We start from the raw sequence: 15,685 nt of genomic DNA, 5'->3' as shown, positions 1-15,685 counted from the left end.
GTCACTGGTGACAATAAGCACCTCGAAGCATTTGACCACCTAGTTTACATCAAAGCAGCAAGTGATTTGGAAAAGCTGTTTTTCTGATTAGCTGCCACTGACTAAAAAATAACCGCTGCATCCGAGTTTTTAACTGACGCTCTCCAGTCGATCAGGTAAAATGACCTGCATCAACTTCCTTTCCCCTGCTGTACCGGAATTTCCATGTCTGCTTCCTCAAGTGTTTCTGCAAAATCTTCCATCCGTAAGATTTTTGATTACCCCAAATACTGGGCCGAATGCTTCGGCACTGCCAGCTTCCTCCCCATGAGCCGGGAGGAAATGGATCTTCTGGGCTGGGATCGCTGCGACATCATTCTGGTTACCGGTGATGCCTATGTCGATCATCCTTCCTTTGGCATGGCCGTTATCGGGCGCACCCTTGAAGCCCAGGGATTTCGGGTCGGTATTATTGCCCAACCGGATTGGAACTCGAAAGAGGACTTCATGAAGCTGGGCAAACCCGAGCTATTCTTCGGTGTGACAGCAGGCAACATGGATTCCATGATCAACCGTTATACCGCTGAACGTAAAATTCGCTCGGATGATGCCTATACACCCGGCGGTGAAGGAGGCAAGCGCCCCGACCGCGCCAGCCTAGTCTATACCCAGCGCTGCAAGGAAGCCTGGAAGGAAGTACCGGTCATTCTTGGCGGTATTGAAGCCTCCTTGCGCCGTATTGCCCACTATGATTACTGGCAGGATAAGGTACGCCGCTCACTACTGATGGATGCCAAGGCTGATCTACTCCTGTATGGCAATGCTGAAAGAGCCCTGGTGGAAGTTGCCCATCGGCTGGCCCTGGGTGAAGATATCAAGGCCATTACCGATGTACGCGGCAGTGTTTTTGTTCGCAAGGGCACGCCGGAAAACTGGCTGGAAATTGATTCCACCCGAATCGATCGCCCTGGCCGGGTCGAAAAAATCATCAACCCCTATGTAAACACCCAGGACCTGGAGGCCTGTAGCCTCGAGCAGGAAAATCAGGCTCCTGATCCCACAGAGCAGGCACTGGATCTACTTTCTGCTGAAGAAGCACGCCAGCGCAAACAACTGGAGCGCCAGTTACGCGGAGAGCTCAGAGATCAAAGTGTGATCCGCCTGCCCAGCTTTGAGAAGGTCAGCAAAGACCCGGTACTCTATGCTCATGCCAGCCGGGTTCTGCACCTGGAAACCAACCCGGGCAATGCTCGCGCCCTGGTGCAAAAACACGGTGACCAGGATCTTTGGGTCAATCCCCCGCCACTGCCCTTGACCACCGAAGAAATGGATGCGGTCTTTGACCAGCCCTATTCCCGTGCACCGCATCCGGCTTACGGTAATGCCCGCATTCCCGCCTGGGAGATGATTCGTTTTTCCGTCAACATTATGCGCGGCTGTTTTGGTGGCTGTACCTTCTGTTCCATCACCGAGCACGAAGGCCGGATTATCCAAAACCGTTCGCAAGGCTCCATCCTTCGTGAAATCGAAGCCATGCGGGATAAGATTCCTGAATTTACCGGCATCGTTTCCGATCTAGGCGGCCCCACGGCCAATATGTACCGCTTGGCCTGTAAAAGCCCGGAAATCGAGGCCGCCTGCCGCAAGCCTTCCTGTGTTTATCCCGGCATCTGCAGCAATCTGAATACCGATCACTCAGCCTTGATTGATCTCTACCGGGAGGCTCGTAATCTGCCCGGCGTTAAAAAGGTACTGATTGCTTCGGGACTGAGATATGACCTGGCTGTGGAATCGCCCGAATACGTTAAGGAGCTGGTTACCCATCACGTCGGCGGTTACCTGAAGATAGCGCCTGAGCATACTGAAGAAGGCCCGCTCTCCAAGATGATGAAACCGGGAATTGGCAGCTATGATCGCTTTAAAAAGATGTTTGATCAGTTCTCCAAGGAAGCCGGTAAGGAACAGTACCTGATTCCCTACTTTATCGCGGCCCATCCGGGGACCACGGATGAAGACATGATGAACCTGGCACTCTGGCTGAAACGCAATGGTTTCAGGGCGGATCAGGTTCAGGCTTTTTACCCCTCTCCCATGGCCACAGCGACAGCCATGTACCACAGTGAGCGTAATCCGCTGCGGCGAATCAGCTACAAGAGTGAAAAACTACTGGCTCTCAAGGGCGAGCGTCAAAGACGACTGCATAAGGCCTTTTTGCGCTATCACGACCCCAAAAACTGGGCACTGCTGCGCAAGGCGCTCAAGGAAATGGGACGGGCTGATCTGATTGGCTATAGCAAGAAGCACCTGATTCCACCCACCGACCCCATCAAGGGAACGCCCAAGGCCGAAGCCTTTAAAAAACAAGGCAAGCCTGCACTGACCCAGCATACTGGTCTGCCACCCAGAGGCAAACCGGCAGGGAACAAAAGCAAAGGAAAGATCAGCAAACCCAAGCGCGGAAAAGGCAGCAAAAAAACCGGTAAAAAGGCCTTTTAATCAGGCTAGTCTTATTGGATCAAATGAGTCGCTAGGATGCGGCTCACCGATTCGATGCGGTCATTAGCCAAAGCACTGGAAATGGGCAGAGCCTCACCCTGCCCCCAAACCGGCCCAGGCCAGGCAGCATCGTTTTTAAAACGGGCAATCACATGCAGGTGCAACTGAGGCACCAGGTTGCCCAGAGTGGCAACATTCAATTTATCCGGTTCAAACAACTCCTGCAAAGCCTTGCTGACCAAGCGCACTTCTTCCCAAAGCTGCTGGTAGTTCTCATCGGAGAGGTCGGTAATCTCGACCAGATCCGGCAAGGCCGGCACTAATAGCAACCAGGGATAGCGCTGATCATTGATCATCCGCAGCTCAGATAAAGGCAAGCGGCCAATCAAAAAGGAATCGGCTTCAAGACGCGGGTGCAAACGAAAAGACATTCGGTGTTTCCTATTTAGTAATCAAAGTCCATCTGCATATCTTCGGAGGTGTCTACTTGGACATTGCCGGTACTATTTGAATCTTCAGAACCCGTGCTGGTCGAGCCAAACCCACTCAATTCATAGCCTTGAAAAGCACTGCCCCCAGATTCATGGGTGCAGGTATTCTGACTACCCGATTCACATTCTTCAGAAATAACACTCATAGGAATTTTAGGTGAGCCTTGCTGAGTTGTAATGGTGCTATTCGGTGCAATGATCCACCCTTCAGGTTTACCTTTATTTTGCCCTGTTTCTTTTGCAAAGCTGATTGAAGAGTCATTTCTATTAATGATTACTATTTTCTTACCTGGCATTGTGCCAGTCAGATTGAGGTCCCCTTCTAAAACCAATACATTAACCTTATCATCAGACAAATCTTCGGGAGTTATCGTCCCTCCTCCTGTAACGCTTTGAATATCTAGTCCCTCGTAGTCTCCATTTAAAAAGTCGTCAGAATAAAAGTCATCCAAGGCATTCTCATCAATCAACTCAAAGCTTTCTGGGTCTAACAGGTCTTCAAAAGGTGTATCTTCAAAAGGAGTTCCTGAATAAGGCGAGGTATTCGTCTGGATATTAATTGTTGCAGCCATAAAATAGCCTGGATTATTAGCAGGATCACCCGCAAAGACATCCGCCGTTATGCTACAAGCATTACCAATAAAGTTGCCATTACTATCCTTGGGAATCAGATCCCTGCTCTGACATTCAGTATTAGTCGTCCCTTCAAAACAAACCAACAAACTATCATTGCTCTTGAACCACCAGTAGGTATCCGGCAAGCCTTCTTGACTGCTAAACAAAGACTCACTGTCCGTATAGCCTTCATCACCCATAATTTCAGCTAACCGCGTACTGGATACTTCATCATTTGAATCAACCAGACATTCACAAAACTGTTTTGCATCATCCGTTTCATCATCGCAAAGACCGCCCGTTTGACCGGCCAGATCAATCTGCTGCCTGAGGGTCAGCAAACCGGCTTCAGCGGCAGCCTGCAGGGTTGCAATCGGCGCTTCAGCCTGGGAAACGCGGGTTTCCTGTCCGGTTCGCTCGGAACCCGTAACAACAACGATACCGACAAACAACAGGGTCAGTAGTGCTAGAACCAGAACAAAACCTTCCTGGGGTTTGGCATGACTGTTACGCGGCATAGCTTTCTCCATTAACTCCTTGTCAAAGTTGTTAGCAGCCATTCTGGGAACACTCGCGCAAACGACTGCGCAAGGTGGCTACAAAACCATGATTCGGGTAGGCATCCAATTCATTAAAATAACTGGCTGCAAAACTTAAGCTTAGGTCCAATGCAATCACACTGCTGTGAGTAACTCCGGTACAGGCCTCATAGTCCGCAGCCACCTGTTCACCACTGGCATCGTATTCCAGACAGGTAAGGGAAAAACCGCTAATACCCCTTGCCAGAATTTCCGAGCCTTCCCAATCATAGGTGCCACCATCTTCAGCCGTGACCAGACAAACCAACTGGTTGCTGGCTGCAACTCGGTAGTAGGTTTCATAAAAAGGGCCCGTAGGTTGATCGCCGTTACAGCTATAGCGATCAGAAGTGTTCTGGCGCAAAACAGAAAACTGGTTAGCGGTGGTTTCGGCAACACCTGTGATATTCACCAATTCTTCAGCCGTTCTTAAACTGCGGCTCATCAGGCTGGTGGTAAAACGCAGGGTTTCCTGCACCTGCTCATAATCTTGAGCCAGGCTCTGGGAACGGGTAATCGCCCCCATACTGGACGCCAGACCAGCCATCAACAAGGCACCCAGCCCCAAGGCAATGAGCATTTCTACCAGGGTAAAGCCCTGCTGTGAGGGAAGTGACTTCATGACGAGCAATCCTCGTCCCGGTAATCGATCAAAAGGGTTTGAACCCTAGCCTGGGTCGAGGGGTTAGGGGGCAATAAACGCAGTTCAAATTGCCAATAGCCGTTGGAGTTCAACTGGCTGGCATCATAGCTGACATTCTGCCAACTACTGGTCCAACCCCGAGCTGTTAACTGATGGGCACTGCGCCATTCATCCAGTTGATTATCCAGGAAGGTTTCCAGTTCGGTCGTGGTTTCAGGGCCGTTGGCTGTATGATTGAGATAACAAAGATTGGATCTCAGCCTTTCCTGCATATCCTGGGCATAGAGCCCGGCCAGGCTGAGCTGGTGTGCCTTGAAAGCATCTCTCTGACTATGGGTTTGCATCAGTACCATCCCCACCAGACCAAAAGTAATGACAAAGACAGCTACCAGAACTTCTATCAAGCTGAAGCCCTGTTGTTTTTTGATCGGCCCCTTCATTGCTCACACTCGCTTTGGCTGCTGCCTGCGTCTCTAATCAGAATGCGGCCATTAAAACAAACATCAATATTGCGGCTCTGTCCGTCTATAGAGACGGCAAGAAACACGGGCTGCGCTTTATCGGCACCGGGGTCACGATTGCCCAAACGCTGAAAGACCAAGCGTTGGTTGGAAATATTATTGAGACTGACACTCACGCCCTCAGGCAGGTCGATCGGATTGGTTCGCCCACTGGCTATTTGGCTGCCACTATCACCGGAAAAAACAGCCAAAACCGGCTGATTTCCCGATGCACAGGTGGTTGAATTCATTGTACTGAGTGCACAGACACTAAAGGCCTGACGCCGGCGTGTGGCTTCATTTCTTGCAAACAAAAGACTGGCATAGACTTCATTGGTTGCCCCGATTAAACGACTTCGATTAAGCAGGGATTCGCCCGCCGGGAGCAGGACGCCAAAAGCCACCGCGGCAATCACCAGGACAACCAACAGCTCAATCAGATTAAAACCTGATTGGTAATGACGTGATAATTGGGGTGAATGCTGCGGCATGGGTGGCTTTCCTTATATGACCGCTCCAGTTTAGTTTTACTATATTCACCCAATTTCACAATAGCAAGACAAACTGCAACACTGCGAAGATCACCGTTAAAACAAATCATCCGGGTCCACATCCAGCGACCAACGTACCTTTTTGGCTTCGGGGGCGGCCTCCATCCAGAGCAATACCCGAGCCAGCAGACGATGCAAGGGCGCTCGTTTTTCTGCGTGCAAAACCAGCTGCATGTGATAACGCCCCTGGCGTCTTTCCATGGGAGCTGGCACCGGCCCCAAGAGGGAAACAGCTTCCGGCTGTTCTGCCAATAAACTGCGCAACTGGCTCGCCAAAGCCTGCATCAACGCCTCAACCTGTGCAGCCTGGGGTGCTTCGGCCCGCCATAAGGCCAGGTAAGCAAAAGGAGGCCAGTGGGCCTGACGCCTTTCATCCAGAAGATCTCTGGCGAGGGCTTCATAACCCGCTACACAGAGCTTTTCCAAACGTGGATCATCACTGTGATGCGTTTGAATGATCACTTCGCCTTTTTTCTCGGCCCGACCAGCCCGGCCAGCGACCTGCACCAGTAGCTGGGCGGTTCTTTCCATCGCACGTGGGTCGCTGGAGTAGAGGCCGTGATCGGCATCCAGCAGGGTGGCCAGGGTGACATCGGGGAAATGGTGCCCCTTGGCCAGCATCTGGGTGCCCAGAAGGATGCCCGGTCGAGCATGAAAAATCTGATCGAGTTTTTCCTGCAGGGCAGTTCTTCCTTTAACAGCATCCCGATCAATACGAATCACCGGAATATCGGGAAATCTTTCTTGCAGGGTTTCCTCTGCCCTTTCCGTGCCCGAGCCTAGCGGCTGTAGCGGTTGGTGACCACATTGAGGACAGGCCGGTGGAAGAGGTTGCTGGGTATCACAGTGGTGGCAGTGGAGTTTGGGCGGTTCACGATGCCAGGTCATTCTCGCATCACAGTGTTTGCAGCCTGCAATCCAACCGCATTCGCTGCAAAAAAGCACGGGTGCAAACCCCCGCCGGTTAAGCAGCACCAACACCTGATTACCCGCCTGCAGATGTTGCCCCATGGCTTTGAGCAGGGGTTCGGAAAAGCCACCCTGAAGCTTACGGCTGCGAATATCCAGCAGCTTGGGCTGAGGTAACTCGACATCCTGTCCTGGCCGTTCCGTTAGATGATGCAGTTGATAATCGCCAGCCAGACCATGTGCCAGGCTTTCCAAAGAAGGCGTGGCAGAACCTAGCACCACAGGAACTCCTTCGCGCTTGCCACGCAAAACCGCTAAATCCCGCGCCTGATAACGCACCTTATCCTGCTGTTTAAAAGAGGCATCATGTTCTTCATCTACCAGAATTGCCCCTAGTCTGGGCAAGGGTGTAAAAATAGCCGAGCGAGTTCCCAGAACCACCCCCGCTTTGCCCTCCAGAGCACTGCGCCAGGCATTCAATCTTTCCCGATCGGTCATGCCGGAATGCAGAGCCACCACTCGACGATTAAAGCGTTTTTGGAAACGACTGAGTGTCTGAGGTGTCAGACCAATTTCCGGAATCAACACCAAGGCCTGTTCGCCCCGTTCCAGAATTTTTTGGATCAACTGCAGATAAACTTCCGTTTTGCCGCTACCGGTCACGCCCAGTAATAAATGAGGCTGAAAATGGCCCAGGCTGTCATTAAGCTGAGTCAGCACCTTCTCTTGCTCGGCAGTTAATTGCAGAGGTAGCTCTGCCAACACCTCGCGCGGTGAAGCCTCTTCCTGAGGCAGAGCGGGCAAGCCAACGCCCTGGGTTTTATGGGGTAATAGATAGCTGGTGACCAGCTCTTTTTCTTCCAGGGCACGTACTTGGGTGAGATTAAATCCCGCACCCAGAATTTCTTTCTGCAAGGGAGGCGAAGGGCGTAGTTGCAGAAACTCCAGCAGGGCGGCCTGACGCGGGGCCCTGTTCAGATCTGCAGGTGAGGTTTCACGACCCAAATCCGTCAGCTGCCAGCGTGGCTGCTGGGGTGGATGCAGCGCCTGTCCCTGGCGCAGAAGCGCCGGTAAGGCAGTAGAAATCACCTCACCGGCCGGTTGATGATAATAACCAGCCACCCAGAGCAGAAAATCCAGGTGCTCACGGGTAAACAGAGGATCTTTGTCCAGATAATCCCTGGCCGCTTTCAATTTACTAACCGGAATGGAAGACTCTTCCACCAGTTCGACCACCAGCCCCACCAGTTGACGATTACCAAAGGGAACCTGGACCCTGACCCCCACCTGGGGCAGGTGTTGCCCCTTGGCGGGCAGGTAATCAAATAATCTGCGCAGGGGTGTCGGCAAGGCGACCCTGAGAAGCGGCATATATTTTACTCTGAAATTGATTGGCGCAATGAAAAGGCTCTGCTAGAATACGCGACCTAAATTTCCATTTACACCCTGTGCGGTGCCTGGCAAGAGGATCAGGTGGCGGCGCAGCAGCTATAGAGGCTCAACATGAAAGAAGGCATTCATCCTAACTACAAGTACGTCAAGGCAACCTGCTCCTGTGGCGCTACTTTCACCATTGGAACAACTCACGACTCCGATTTCGAACTGGACGTTTGTTCCAACTGCCACCCTTTCTACACTGGTAAGCAGAAGCAAGCAGCTACTGGCGGTCGTGTTGAGCGTTTTGCCAAGCGTTTCGGCAAGCGCAAGGTCAGCTGATATCGCCGAAGCAGCTTAACTGCACCAAAGCCGGGTCAAAACCCGGCTTTTTTTATGCCTGCAGCTTCTTGCGGCTAAAGGTCGCAACTCCCTATTTTGTCCATAATATTTACGCATTCCGGCACTTTAGCCGCTTGTGGGGCGTAGCTATTTTATATATGCTGATTAGACCTTAGTAAAAAGCCTAAGCACAGCGATCGCCACAAGCCAGCTGTACTTGAGGCTTTACCAACCTCTGCATACGCTTGCAACAACGCTCACACAGTTTAGATATAGTGAAAAAATCAAATGTCTCAAGATAAAAAGCAAGAAGCTCTGGATTACCATGCGCTCCCAATTCCAGGCAAGCTCAGTATTGAACTGACCAAGCCAACAGCGACTGCAAAAGATCTGGCCCTGGCATACAGCCCTGGTGTTGCCGAACCCGTTCGTGAAATCGCCAAGGATCCTGAACTGGCCTACCGCTATACCGGCAAGGGCAACCTGGTTGCCGTTATTTCCGATGGTAGTGCCATTCTGGGTCTGGGTAACCTGGGTCCTCTGGCCTCCAAACCCGTCATGGAAGGCAAGGGCGTACTCTTCAAGTGCTTTGCCGGTATTAACTCCGTCGATGTGGAAGTCAATGCCGAAAGCCCTCAGGCTTTTATTGATACCGTCGCACGTATTGCTGATTCCTACGGTGGTATCAACCTGGAAGACATCAAAGCACCCGAGTGTTTTGAAATTGAACGCACCCTGATCGAACAGTGCAACATTCCTGTCTTCCACGATGACCAGCATGGCACAGCCATCGTCACCGCAGCAGGTATGATTAACGCCCTGGAATTGGCTGGCAAAAAGATTTCTGAAGCCCGCATCGTCTGCCTGGGTGCCGGCGCCGCTGCCATTGCCTGCATGAAACTGCTGGTTGCTTGCGGTGTAGAAAGAGAAAACATCTACATGCTCGACCGCAAGGGTGTTATTCACACGGGTCGTGAAGATCTGAATCAGTACAAGGCCATGTTCGCCAATGAAACAGACAAGCGTACTATGGATGATGCCATCGATGGCGCAGACGTCTTTGTCGGTCTGTCCGGCCCTGACCTGCTGAGCAGCGAACAACTGGCAAAAATGGCTGCCAACCCCATCGTTTTCGCCTGTTCCAACCCTGATCCGGAAATCAAGCCAGAAGTGGCCAAGGCCACGCGCAGTGATGTCATCATGGCCACCGGTCGCTCTGACTACCCCAACCAGGTCAACAACGTACTGGGCTTCCCCTTCATCTTCCGTGGCGCTCTGGACGTCAGAGCCACAGCCATCAATGAAGAAATGAAGGTCGCTGCAGTTAATGCCCTGAAAAACCTGGCCAAGGAACCTGTTCCTCAGGACGTTCTGGAAGCCTACGAGCTGGATTCCCTGGAGTTTGGGCCTGAATACATCATCCCCAAACCCATGGACAAGCGCCTGCTGGCTGCTGTATCAGGTGCCGTTGCCCAGGCAGCCGTGGATTCCGGTGTTGCTCGTCAACCCTTCCCGGCTCACTACCCTTTAAAGGGCATCGAAGACGTTTACGGTAACTAGTTCTAACTGCTACCGCAGCGCATACAAAAAGACCGGGCTTTTAGCCCGGTCTTTTTTTCAGCCAGCCCCGCACTGGATCAAGCACCCGCGCTAGGGCCAGCCTGTCTAGAAGAGGGATTCCGGTGCAGAATACTCGTCTTCATTCATCAACTCTGCTTCAGAACGGCTTTCCCCCCCGGAAGCAGCTGACAAGGGTTCAGGCACACGATCCTGGTAAAAGAGTTCAAAAATGGCATTTTCCTGGCCTGGGCGGGCACGTTCACCCGTTTCCGGATCGATGCGCACAGTCACCAGACCTTCCGGCCGCGCCAGCGTCTGCTCCGGCTGGCCATGCAAGGCCACGCGCATATAATTGATCCACATGGGGAGAGCCAGGTTGGCACCATATTCACCGGTACTGGCTGGCTGATCAAATCCAGCCCATACAGTGGCCACTTGATCTCGGTTAAAGCCGGCAAACCAAGCATCATGCAGTTCGTTGGTAGTCCCGGTTTTACCGCGAATATCCTGACGCTGCAGGGCCTGGGCTCGCTGCCCTGTGCCTTCATCGATTACATCTCTCAGAATCGAGTGCATGGTGTAGACCGCTTTTTCATCCACATTACGCTGGGCAACCGGGAAGTTGCGTCCATCCAGTTTGACTTCTTGCTGACCTCCACTGCAATTGCGGCAAACTCGAGGAAATTCAGCCTCATACAACAACTCACCGTCTTTATCTTCAATTCGTGTTACGAGGTGACCATCAATTTCATAACCGCCATTGGCCAGCCGGGCATAGGCTTGGGTCATATCGAAAGGTGTCACATTGGCGCTACCCAAGGCTAAAGAAAGATCGCGCGGCAAGGCATCGGTATCAAAACCAAACTGGGCGATATAGCGAATTGCACGGGCAATGCCAACATAATTCAGCACGCGGATAGAAATAAGATTACGGGAACGGTAGAGACCTTCGCGTAAACGTGTGGGGCCATAGAAGGTGCCACTGGAATTCTGCGGACGCCAGACGCCTTCCAACGCTGGATCTTCAAAAACGACGGGGGCATCATTAATGATGGTGGCTGGAGTGTAGCCTTTTTCTAAAGCAGCCAGATAGATAAAGGGTTTAAACACCGAACCCGCCTGGCGGGCAGCCTGCTGGGCACGGTTAAAGCTGCTTTGCTGGAAATCAAACCCCCCGACCAGGGCGGTCACTTCACCAGAAGCCGTATCCATGGACACCATTGCTGCTTCCAGTTCTGGCAACTGGGCCAGCATCCAAGGTAAATCCGAAGAAGCGTTGGGTCTCAGGCGCACCATATCCCCACGGGAAGCCAGTCGATCACCTGGTAGGGCACTGCGATCCTTCCAGTAGGGCGAATGATAGCGTCCTGCCCAGGCAAAGGCATCAGCAGTGAGTTCGACCACCTCACCACCTTTCTTCAGCACTTGCAGGCGATCCGATTCAGCCTCCATCACTATAGCTGGCTGCAGCCCACCATAAACCGGTATTTCATCCAAGACCTTCAACCAGTTGGAAAAATCCACGCCGTATTCTGCTTGCAAGCGTTCTGCACGAGGGTCAGCCAAGGCTTCTTGCACCTGCTCCATCCCGCCGGACTGCTCGGCTTCCAGACGTGCCAAGGCATCTTCTTCTAAAGAATCCTCTTCGCTGACCAGAGGGATGGCTTCCTGTTCAACGCCTCGCCAGCCGCGACGCTGATCATAATCAAGGATACCTTTGTTAATGGCTTCGTTAGCTGCTCTTTGCAGAGAGGAACGAATCGAGGTAAAAACAGTAATCCCTTGTGTATAGGCTTCTTCTTCACTAAAGCGCTCAAGCACAAACTGGCGTGCCGCTTCCGCTACGTAAGGCGCCTGTAAATCAACTTCTGTAGGATGAAAAGCTGCGGTGATGGGAGAACGTAGCGCCTCTTCATAACTGACGTCATCAATTTTGCCTAATTTGTACATACGCGAGAGAATCCAGTTGCGTCGAATCAAGGCGCGTTTGGGATCGGCAAGCGGGTTGTAAGCAGAAGGGGCTTTAGGCAAACCGGCCAGCATGGCTTGCTCGGGCAGGGTTAGCTCCTGAAGAGGACGACCATAGTAAACCGAAGCAGCTGCAACGATGCCGTAGGAACGATGCCCCAGGTAGATCTTGTTGACGTAGAGTTCCATGATTTCCTGCTTGGTCAGTAGCTGTTCCATTTTCAGTGACAGCAGGATTTCCCGGATTTTACGGGCAAAGGTTCTATCCCGGGTTAGCAGGTAATTACGGGCTACCTGCATGGTAATGGTGGAGCCCCCGGATTGTATCTGGCCGGTCGTCACCAGTTGAACAGCAGCACGCAGCAAACCGCGAATGTCCACACCCGGATGTTGGTAGTAGCTGGCATCTTCAGCAGCCAGAAGCGCATCCAGGTAAATTTGAGGAATGGCTTCATACTCGATCGGTGTGCGCCGGTACTTACCAAATTCCGCGATCAAGTCGCCCTCAGCGGAAACAACTCGCAAGGGCATTTCCAGTTGTTCATCCAGCAAATTTTCAACATCTTGTAACTGAGCGACTTCTTCGTGCAAACCCGGCCAGAAATAAAGCACGATGGCTAATGCCCAAACACCACCTACACCTGCAGCTCCGATACCCAGCCAAACAAGGTTCCTTAAAATTCTTTTCATCACCGGCATACCTTTAAATTCATCTCCTAAGCAGCATGATCTTCAAATATTTGCACAACTCATTACAATCTGATACAAAAGGCCTGAGAGGCAAGCTGCTACCTTAATTTCAAGTTGGCCACTGACTAGCTCAATAGACAGCTTACTCATTTGAAACAGCCAAGGATAAGCTAACCATGCTCAGGATGCCTGAATTTCCGTTTCTTCGCCCGAAAAAATTACCTCTAATTGGCATCGACATTACTTCCTCGGCTGTAAAACTTCTTGAAATCCATCCTCAAGGCAATCAATTAGAGGTTGCCAGCTACGGGGTCGCTCCCCTGGAAAGCGGTGCAGTCAGTGATCGCAGAATCAAGGATTATAAATCGGTCGCCCGCAGCATTAAACGGGTCATTGATCGCACCCAACCCAGCACCATTCGAACAGCTGTAGCCGTACCTTCAGCAGCTGTCATTACCCGCACCCTGAGCCTGCCTCGGGATCTGGATGATGAAGAGATGGAAGCCCAGGTTTTGCTGGAAGCGGACCAGCACATTCCCTACCCACTCAATGAAGTTGCCATTGACTTTGAACGCCAGCCTCCGCTGAATCCGGATGACGACACTCAACCCGTACTTCTGGTGGCCTGCCGCAAGGAAACCACGGATCAACTTGATCACGTTCTGGAAGAAGCCGGGTTGCAGCCGGTGGTCATTGATGTTGAAAATCTGGCCGTGGAAAGAGCCATCAACCTGATCGTCAGCGAACTACCCAACCAGGAAGCCGGTCAGATTATCGCTATTGCCGACATAGGGGCGACAACGACTACCCTGAACGTTTTTTGTGATGGTGAAATCATCTACAGCCGCGACCAGATGTTTGGCGGCAAACAGTTAACCGACGAGATCCAGCGCCATTACGGACTATCGCGTGAAGAAGCCGGTTTTGCCAAAAAACGCGGCGATCTACCCTCTGATTATTTCTCCGAAATTCTTGAGCCCTTTAAAACCGCAACCGTGCACCAGATCGAGCGCCAACTGCAGTTGTTTTACTCCTCGTCAACCTACCATGATATTGACTATTTGATTCTGGCTGGCGGCTCTTCTGCTATAGAAGGCCTGCCGCAAATGGCTCAGGAAAATATCGGGGTTCCCACTCTGCTAGCCAACCCCTTTGCACGCATGATTCTGAATAGCAAAGTCAATGCCTCTGCTTTGGCTCTGGATGCACCGGCCATGATGATTGCCTGCGGCTTGGCGATGAGGATTGAATCATGAGTGAAGGGATTAATCTCAGGCCCTGGCGGGAGGAACGGCGACAACTCCGCCAGAAGCAATTCAACTATCTGGCCTCAGCAAGCCTGCTTTTAGGATTGCTCCTCAGCAGTTTGTGGTGGTGGACCAACAGCAACACGACAGAAGCGTTAAAACAGGAAAACCAGCTCATCCGTGAGGAGTTGCAAGTACTGGATGCAGAAATACGTGAAGTCACCGAATTACGTAGCAAGCGTGAACGGCTGCTGCAACGCATGGAAGTGATCCAGAGCTTGCAACAGGAAAGGCCTGTGACCATCCAGCTGCTCAATCAACTGACCTCCAGCCTGAATGATGGCATCTACCTGACAAACTTACGCAGGGAAAACAACCGCCTGGTCATCCAAGGGCAGGCACAACCTTCCCAGGCTTTATCCGATTGGATGCGTAACCTGCAATCCCAGCCCCGCTTTCATGAGCCTGTACTTCGCAGTGTTACTTCCGACGAAGGCCGCAATGCCAGCCGTTTTGACTTGCTCTTGCCTCTGGCAGTGGAGGCTACGCCATGAAGCTCACCTATAACTTGCAACCCTTAAAAAGCTGGCTGGCCAGTCAAGGCCGTGCGATCAGGCGCTTGGAAAAGGATGATCTGGAACTTCAGCGTGCCGGGCAATGGCCGGATGCGCTCAAAGGGCTGGCTTTACTGGGAATTCTGCTTTTAGTGATGTTCGCCAGCAACTGGCTGTTAATCAGCCAGGTTCGCGACCAGGTCGATCAACTGAGCCGTGAACAGGAAGAACTTTTCGAGCAATATCAGCTGCGTGCTTTTCAGGCAGCCAACCTCACGGCCTATCAACAACAGATGCGGGCCATGGAAAGTGTTTTTCAAGAGCTTTTATCCCGACTTCCCATCCAACGCGAAATCCCGCGTCTGATTGAAGACATTCAGAATCAGGCTGCCCGCCAAGGTATCACCCTGCAGGCAGTCAACCTGCGTGATGAAGAAAAACGCGATTTTTATACCGAGCTACCTTTTGAAATTCGCGCCCAGGGCAGTTATCACAACCTGGCTGCATTTATTAGTGGTATCTCGCGCCAGGATCGCATCATCACCTTGCATGACTTTATTCTGACCCCTGCAGTAAGCGGCCAGCCAACCGTAATGAATCTGACTTTGCAGGCACGTACCTATCGTTATGACGAGGATCAACAAGCCTCGTCTGGAGGTAATCAGTGATGTCTGTCCGCAACCTTATTCTTCTCGGCTTACTGGTGTTATTTCTGAACGCCTGTAGTCAGGAACCCCGTAGCGGCTATATCCAGGATCGCCTAAGCGAACTCAAAGAAAGACCCAGCGGCCAAATCGCGCCCTTGCCAGATTTCCCTGAAACACCAACACCCCATTACACCCAGGGTAATCAGCGTGACCCTTTTACTGCGGATCGCAGCATGAGCCAACTTCTGGGTGACACTGACTTGCTAGCACCTGATCCTGAACGCGACCGCTCTCCACTAGAACAATGGAGTCTCGAAGAGCTATCCCTGCGTGGCATCATGCGTCGTGGAGATCATGCTAGGGCTCTGATTCTCACCCCGACACGTGAACTGGTCAGTGTGCGCAAAGGGGATTATTTAGGACGCAATCACGGCCAAATTATTGCTATTAACACCCACAGTATTCAACTTGTCGAGCTGATCCACGATGGCCAGGGAAACTGGCAGGAACGCCCGCAAGAGCTCACTTTATCCAGGTAGGA

Annotated in this window: 14 protein-coding genes; 7 read left to right on the top strand and 7 right to left on the bottom strand. The window is 52.0% G+C overall.

All coding sequences use genetic code 11. From position 1 onward, the window contains the following. Nucleotides 1-204 precede the first annotated feature (204 nt). Nucleotides 205-2,475 (top strand): YgiQ family radical SAM protein, encoded by a 2,271-nt coding sequence (locus DFK18_RS06020; protein ID WP_114417334.1) that lies wholly within the window; start codon nucleotides 205-207, stop codon nucleotides 2,473-2,475. Nucleotides 2,476-2,486: 11 nt separating this feature from the next. On the opposite strand, the gene DFK18_RS06015 is transcribed toward DFK18_RS06020, so the two are convergent. The 6 genes from DFK18_RS06015 to DFK18_RS05990 all read right to left on the bottom strand — a co-directional run bounded on the left by DFK18_RS06015 (nucleotide 2,487) and on the right by DFK18_RS05990 (nucleotide 8,133). Continuing rightward, nucleotides 2,487-2,906 carry an HIT domain-containing protein gene (locus DFK18_RS06015; RefSeq protein ID WP_114417333.1) on the bottom strand — a complete coding sequence of 140 codons (420 nt, stop codon included), beginning with the start codon at nucleotides 2,904-2,906 and terminating at the stop codon, nucleotides 2,487-2,489. A gap of 14 nt (nucleotides 2,907-2,920) precedes the next feature. Beyond that, nucleotides 2,921-4,099, bottom strand: a complete 1,179-nt coding sequence (locus DFK18_RS06010) for a hypothetical protein (RefSeq protein WP_162299706.1) — start codon at nucleotides 4,097-4,099, stop codon at nucleotides 2,921-2,923. Between the two features lie 31 nt (nucleotides 4,100-4,130). After that, on the bottom strand, nucleotides 4,131-4,781 hold the full coding sequence (locus DFK18_RS06005; RefSeq protein ID WP_114417331.1) for a PilW family protein: 651 nt from the start codon (nucleotides 4,779-4,781) through the stop codon (nucleotides 4,131-4,133). Next, a complete protein-coding gene (gene pilV, locus DFK18_RS06000; RefSeq protein ID WP_114417330.1) occupies nucleotides 4,778-5,242 on the bottom strand; it encodes a type IV pilus modification protein PilV in 465 nt (154 codons plus the stop codon). Before pilV ends, DFK18_RS06005 begins: the two co-directional genes overlap by 4 nt. Further along, complete coding sequence (locus DFK18_RS05995; RefSeq protein WP_114417550.1) at nucleotides 5,239-5,793, bottom strand: GspH/FimT family pseudopilin; 555 nt, start codon at nucleotides 5,791-5,793, stop codon at nucleotides 5,239-5,241. The genes pilV and DFK18_RS05995 overlap by 4 nt, the downstream gene beginning before the upstream one ends. A gap of 96 nt (nucleotides 5,794-5,889) precedes the next feature. Then, nucleotides 5,890-8,133: a primosomal protein N' gene (locus tag DFK18_RS05990; RefSeq protein WP_114417329.1), complete on the bottom strand. Its 2,244-nt coding sequence runs from the start codon at nucleotides 8,131-8,133 to the stop codon at nucleotides 5,890-5,892. A gap of 132 nt (nucleotides 8,134-8,265) precedes the next feature. On the opposite strand from DFK18_RS05990, the gene rpmE reads away from it, so the two are divergent. Continuing rightward, the gene (gene rpmE, locus DFK18_RS05985; RefSeq protein WP_114417328.1) at nucleotides 8,266-8,478 is read left to right on the top strand and encodes a 50S ribosomal protein L31; all 213 of its coding nucleotides are present in this window, start codon (nucleotides 8,266-8,268) and stop codon (nucleotides 8,476-8,478) included. Nucleotides 8,479-8,766: 288 nt separating this feature from the next. After that, complete coding sequence (locus DFK18_RS05980) at nucleotides 8,767-10,038, top strand: malic enzyme-like NAD(P)-binding protein (protein WP_114417327.1); 1,272 nt, start codon at nucleotides 8,767-8,769, stop codon at nucleotides 10,036-10,038. A gap of 105 nt (nucleotides 10,039-10,143) precedes the next feature. On the opposite strand, the gene DFK18_RS05975 is transcribed toward DFK18_RS05980, so the two are convergent. Next, nucleotides 10,144-12,696: a penicillin-binding protein 1A gene (locus DFK18_RS05975; RefSeq protein WP_162299705.1), complete on the bottom strand. Its 2,553-nt coding sequence runs from the start codon at nucleotides 12,694-12,696 to the stop codon at nucleotides 10,144-10,146. Nucleotides 12,697-12,872: 176 nt separating this feature from the next. On the opposite strand from DFK18_RS05975, the gene DFK18_RS05970 reads away from it, so the two are divergent. From DFK18_RS05970 to DFK18_RS05955, 4 genes are read left to right on the top strand one after another with little or no spacing between them, the layout of a single operon-like run. Further along, nucleotides 12,873-13,952, top strand: coding sequence for a pilus assembly protein PilM (locus DFK18_RS05970; protein WP_281269760.1), 1,080 nt, complete (start codon nucleotides 12,873-12,875; stop codon nucleotides 13,950-13,952). Further along, complete coding sequence (locus DFK18_RS05965; protein WP_114417325.1) at nucleotides 13,949-14,497, top strand: PilN domain-containing protein; 549 nt, start codon at nucleotides 13,949-13,951, stop codon at nucleotides 14,495-14,497. Before DFK18_RS05970 ends, DFK18_RS05965 begins: the two co-directional genes overlap by 4 nt. Next, the gene (locus tag DFK18_RS05960) at nucleotides 14,494-15,165 is read left to right on the top strand and encodes a type IV pilus inner membrane component PilO (protein WP_114417324.1); all 672 of its coding nucleotides are present in this window, start codon (nucleotides 14,494-14,496) and stop codon (nucleotides 15,163-15,165) included. Before DFK18_RS05965 ends, DFK18_RS05960 begins: the two co-directional genes overlap by 4 nt. After that, the gene (locus DFK18_RS05955) at nucleotides 15,165-15,683 is read left to right on the top strand and encodes a pilus assembly protein PilP (RefSeq protein WP_114417323.1); all 519 of its coding nucleotides are present in this window, start codon (nucleotides 15,165-15,167) and stop codon (nucleotides 15,681-15,683) included. The genes DFK18_RS05960 and DFK18_RS05955 overlap by 1 nt, the downstream gene beginning before the upstream one ends. The last annotated feature ends 2 nt before the right edge of the window (nucleotides 15,684-15,685 follow it).

It is taken from the genome of Marinospirillum perlucidum, assembly GCF_003336805.1.
Lineage (GTDB): Bacteria > Pseudomonadota > Gammaproteobacteria > Pseudomonadales > Halomonadaceae > Marinospirillum > Marinospirillum perlucidum.
The sequence above is the reverse complement of the archived record's forward strand: the minus strand, read 5'-3'. Positions and strand labels throughout refer to the sequence as shown.

Coding starts and splice junctions, on each gene's coding strand:
- rpmE (WP_114417328.1), top strand. CDS start 8,266: ATGAAAGAAGGCATTCATCCTAACTACAAGTACGTCAAGGCAACCTGC.
- DFK18_RS05990 (WP_114417329.1), bottom strand. CDS start 8,133: ATGCCGCTTCTCAGGGTCGCCTTGCCGACACCCCTGCGCAGATTATTT.
- DFK18_RS05975 (WP_162299705.1), bottom strand. CDS start 12,696: ATGAAAAGAATTTTAAGGAACCTTGTTTGGCTGGGTATCGGAGCTGCA.
- DFK18_RS06010 (WP_162299706.1), bottom strand. CDS start 4,099: ATGCCGCGTAACAGTCATGCCAAACCCCAGGAAGGTTTTGTTCTGGTT.
- DFK18_RS06020 (WP_114417334.1), top strand. CDS start 205: ATGTCTGCTTCCTCAAGTGTTTCTGCAAAATCTTCCATCCGTAAGATT.
- DFK18_RS06015 (WP_114417333.1), bottom strand. CDS start 2,906: ATGTCTTTTCGTTTGCACCCGCGTCTTGAAGCCGATTCCTTTTTGATT.
- DFK18_RS05970 (WP_281269760.1), top strand. CDS start 12,873: ATGCTCAGGATGCCTGAATTTCCGTTTCTTCGCCCGAAAAAATTACCT.
- DFK18_RS05980 (WP_114417327.1), top strand. CDS start 8,767: ATGTCTCAAGATAAAAAGCAAGAAGCTCTGGATTACCATGCGCTCCCA.
- DFK18_RS05960 (WP_114417324.1), top strand. CDS start 14,494: ATGAAGCTCACCTATAACTTGCAACCCTTAAAAAGCTGGCTGGCCAGT.
- DFK18_RS06005 (WP_114417331.1), bottom strand. CDS start 4,781: ATGAAGTCACTTCCCTCACAGCAGGGCTTTACCCTGGTAGAAATGCTC.
- DFK18_RS05955 (WP_114417323.1), top strand. CDS start 15,165: ATGTCTGTCCGCAACCTTATTCTTCTCGGCTTACTGGTGTTATTTCTG.
- pilV (WP_114417330.1), bottom strand. CDS start 5,242: ATGAAGGGGCCGATCAAAAAACAACAGGGCTTCAGCTTGATAGAAGTT.
- DFK18_RS05995 (WP_114417550.1), bottom strand. CDS start 5,793: ATGCCGCAGCATTCACCCCAATTATCACGTCATTACCAATCAGGTTTT.
- DFK18_RS05965 (WP_114417325.1), top strand. CDS start 13,949: ATGAGTGAAGGGATTAATCTCAGGCCCTGGCGGGAGGAACGGCGACAA.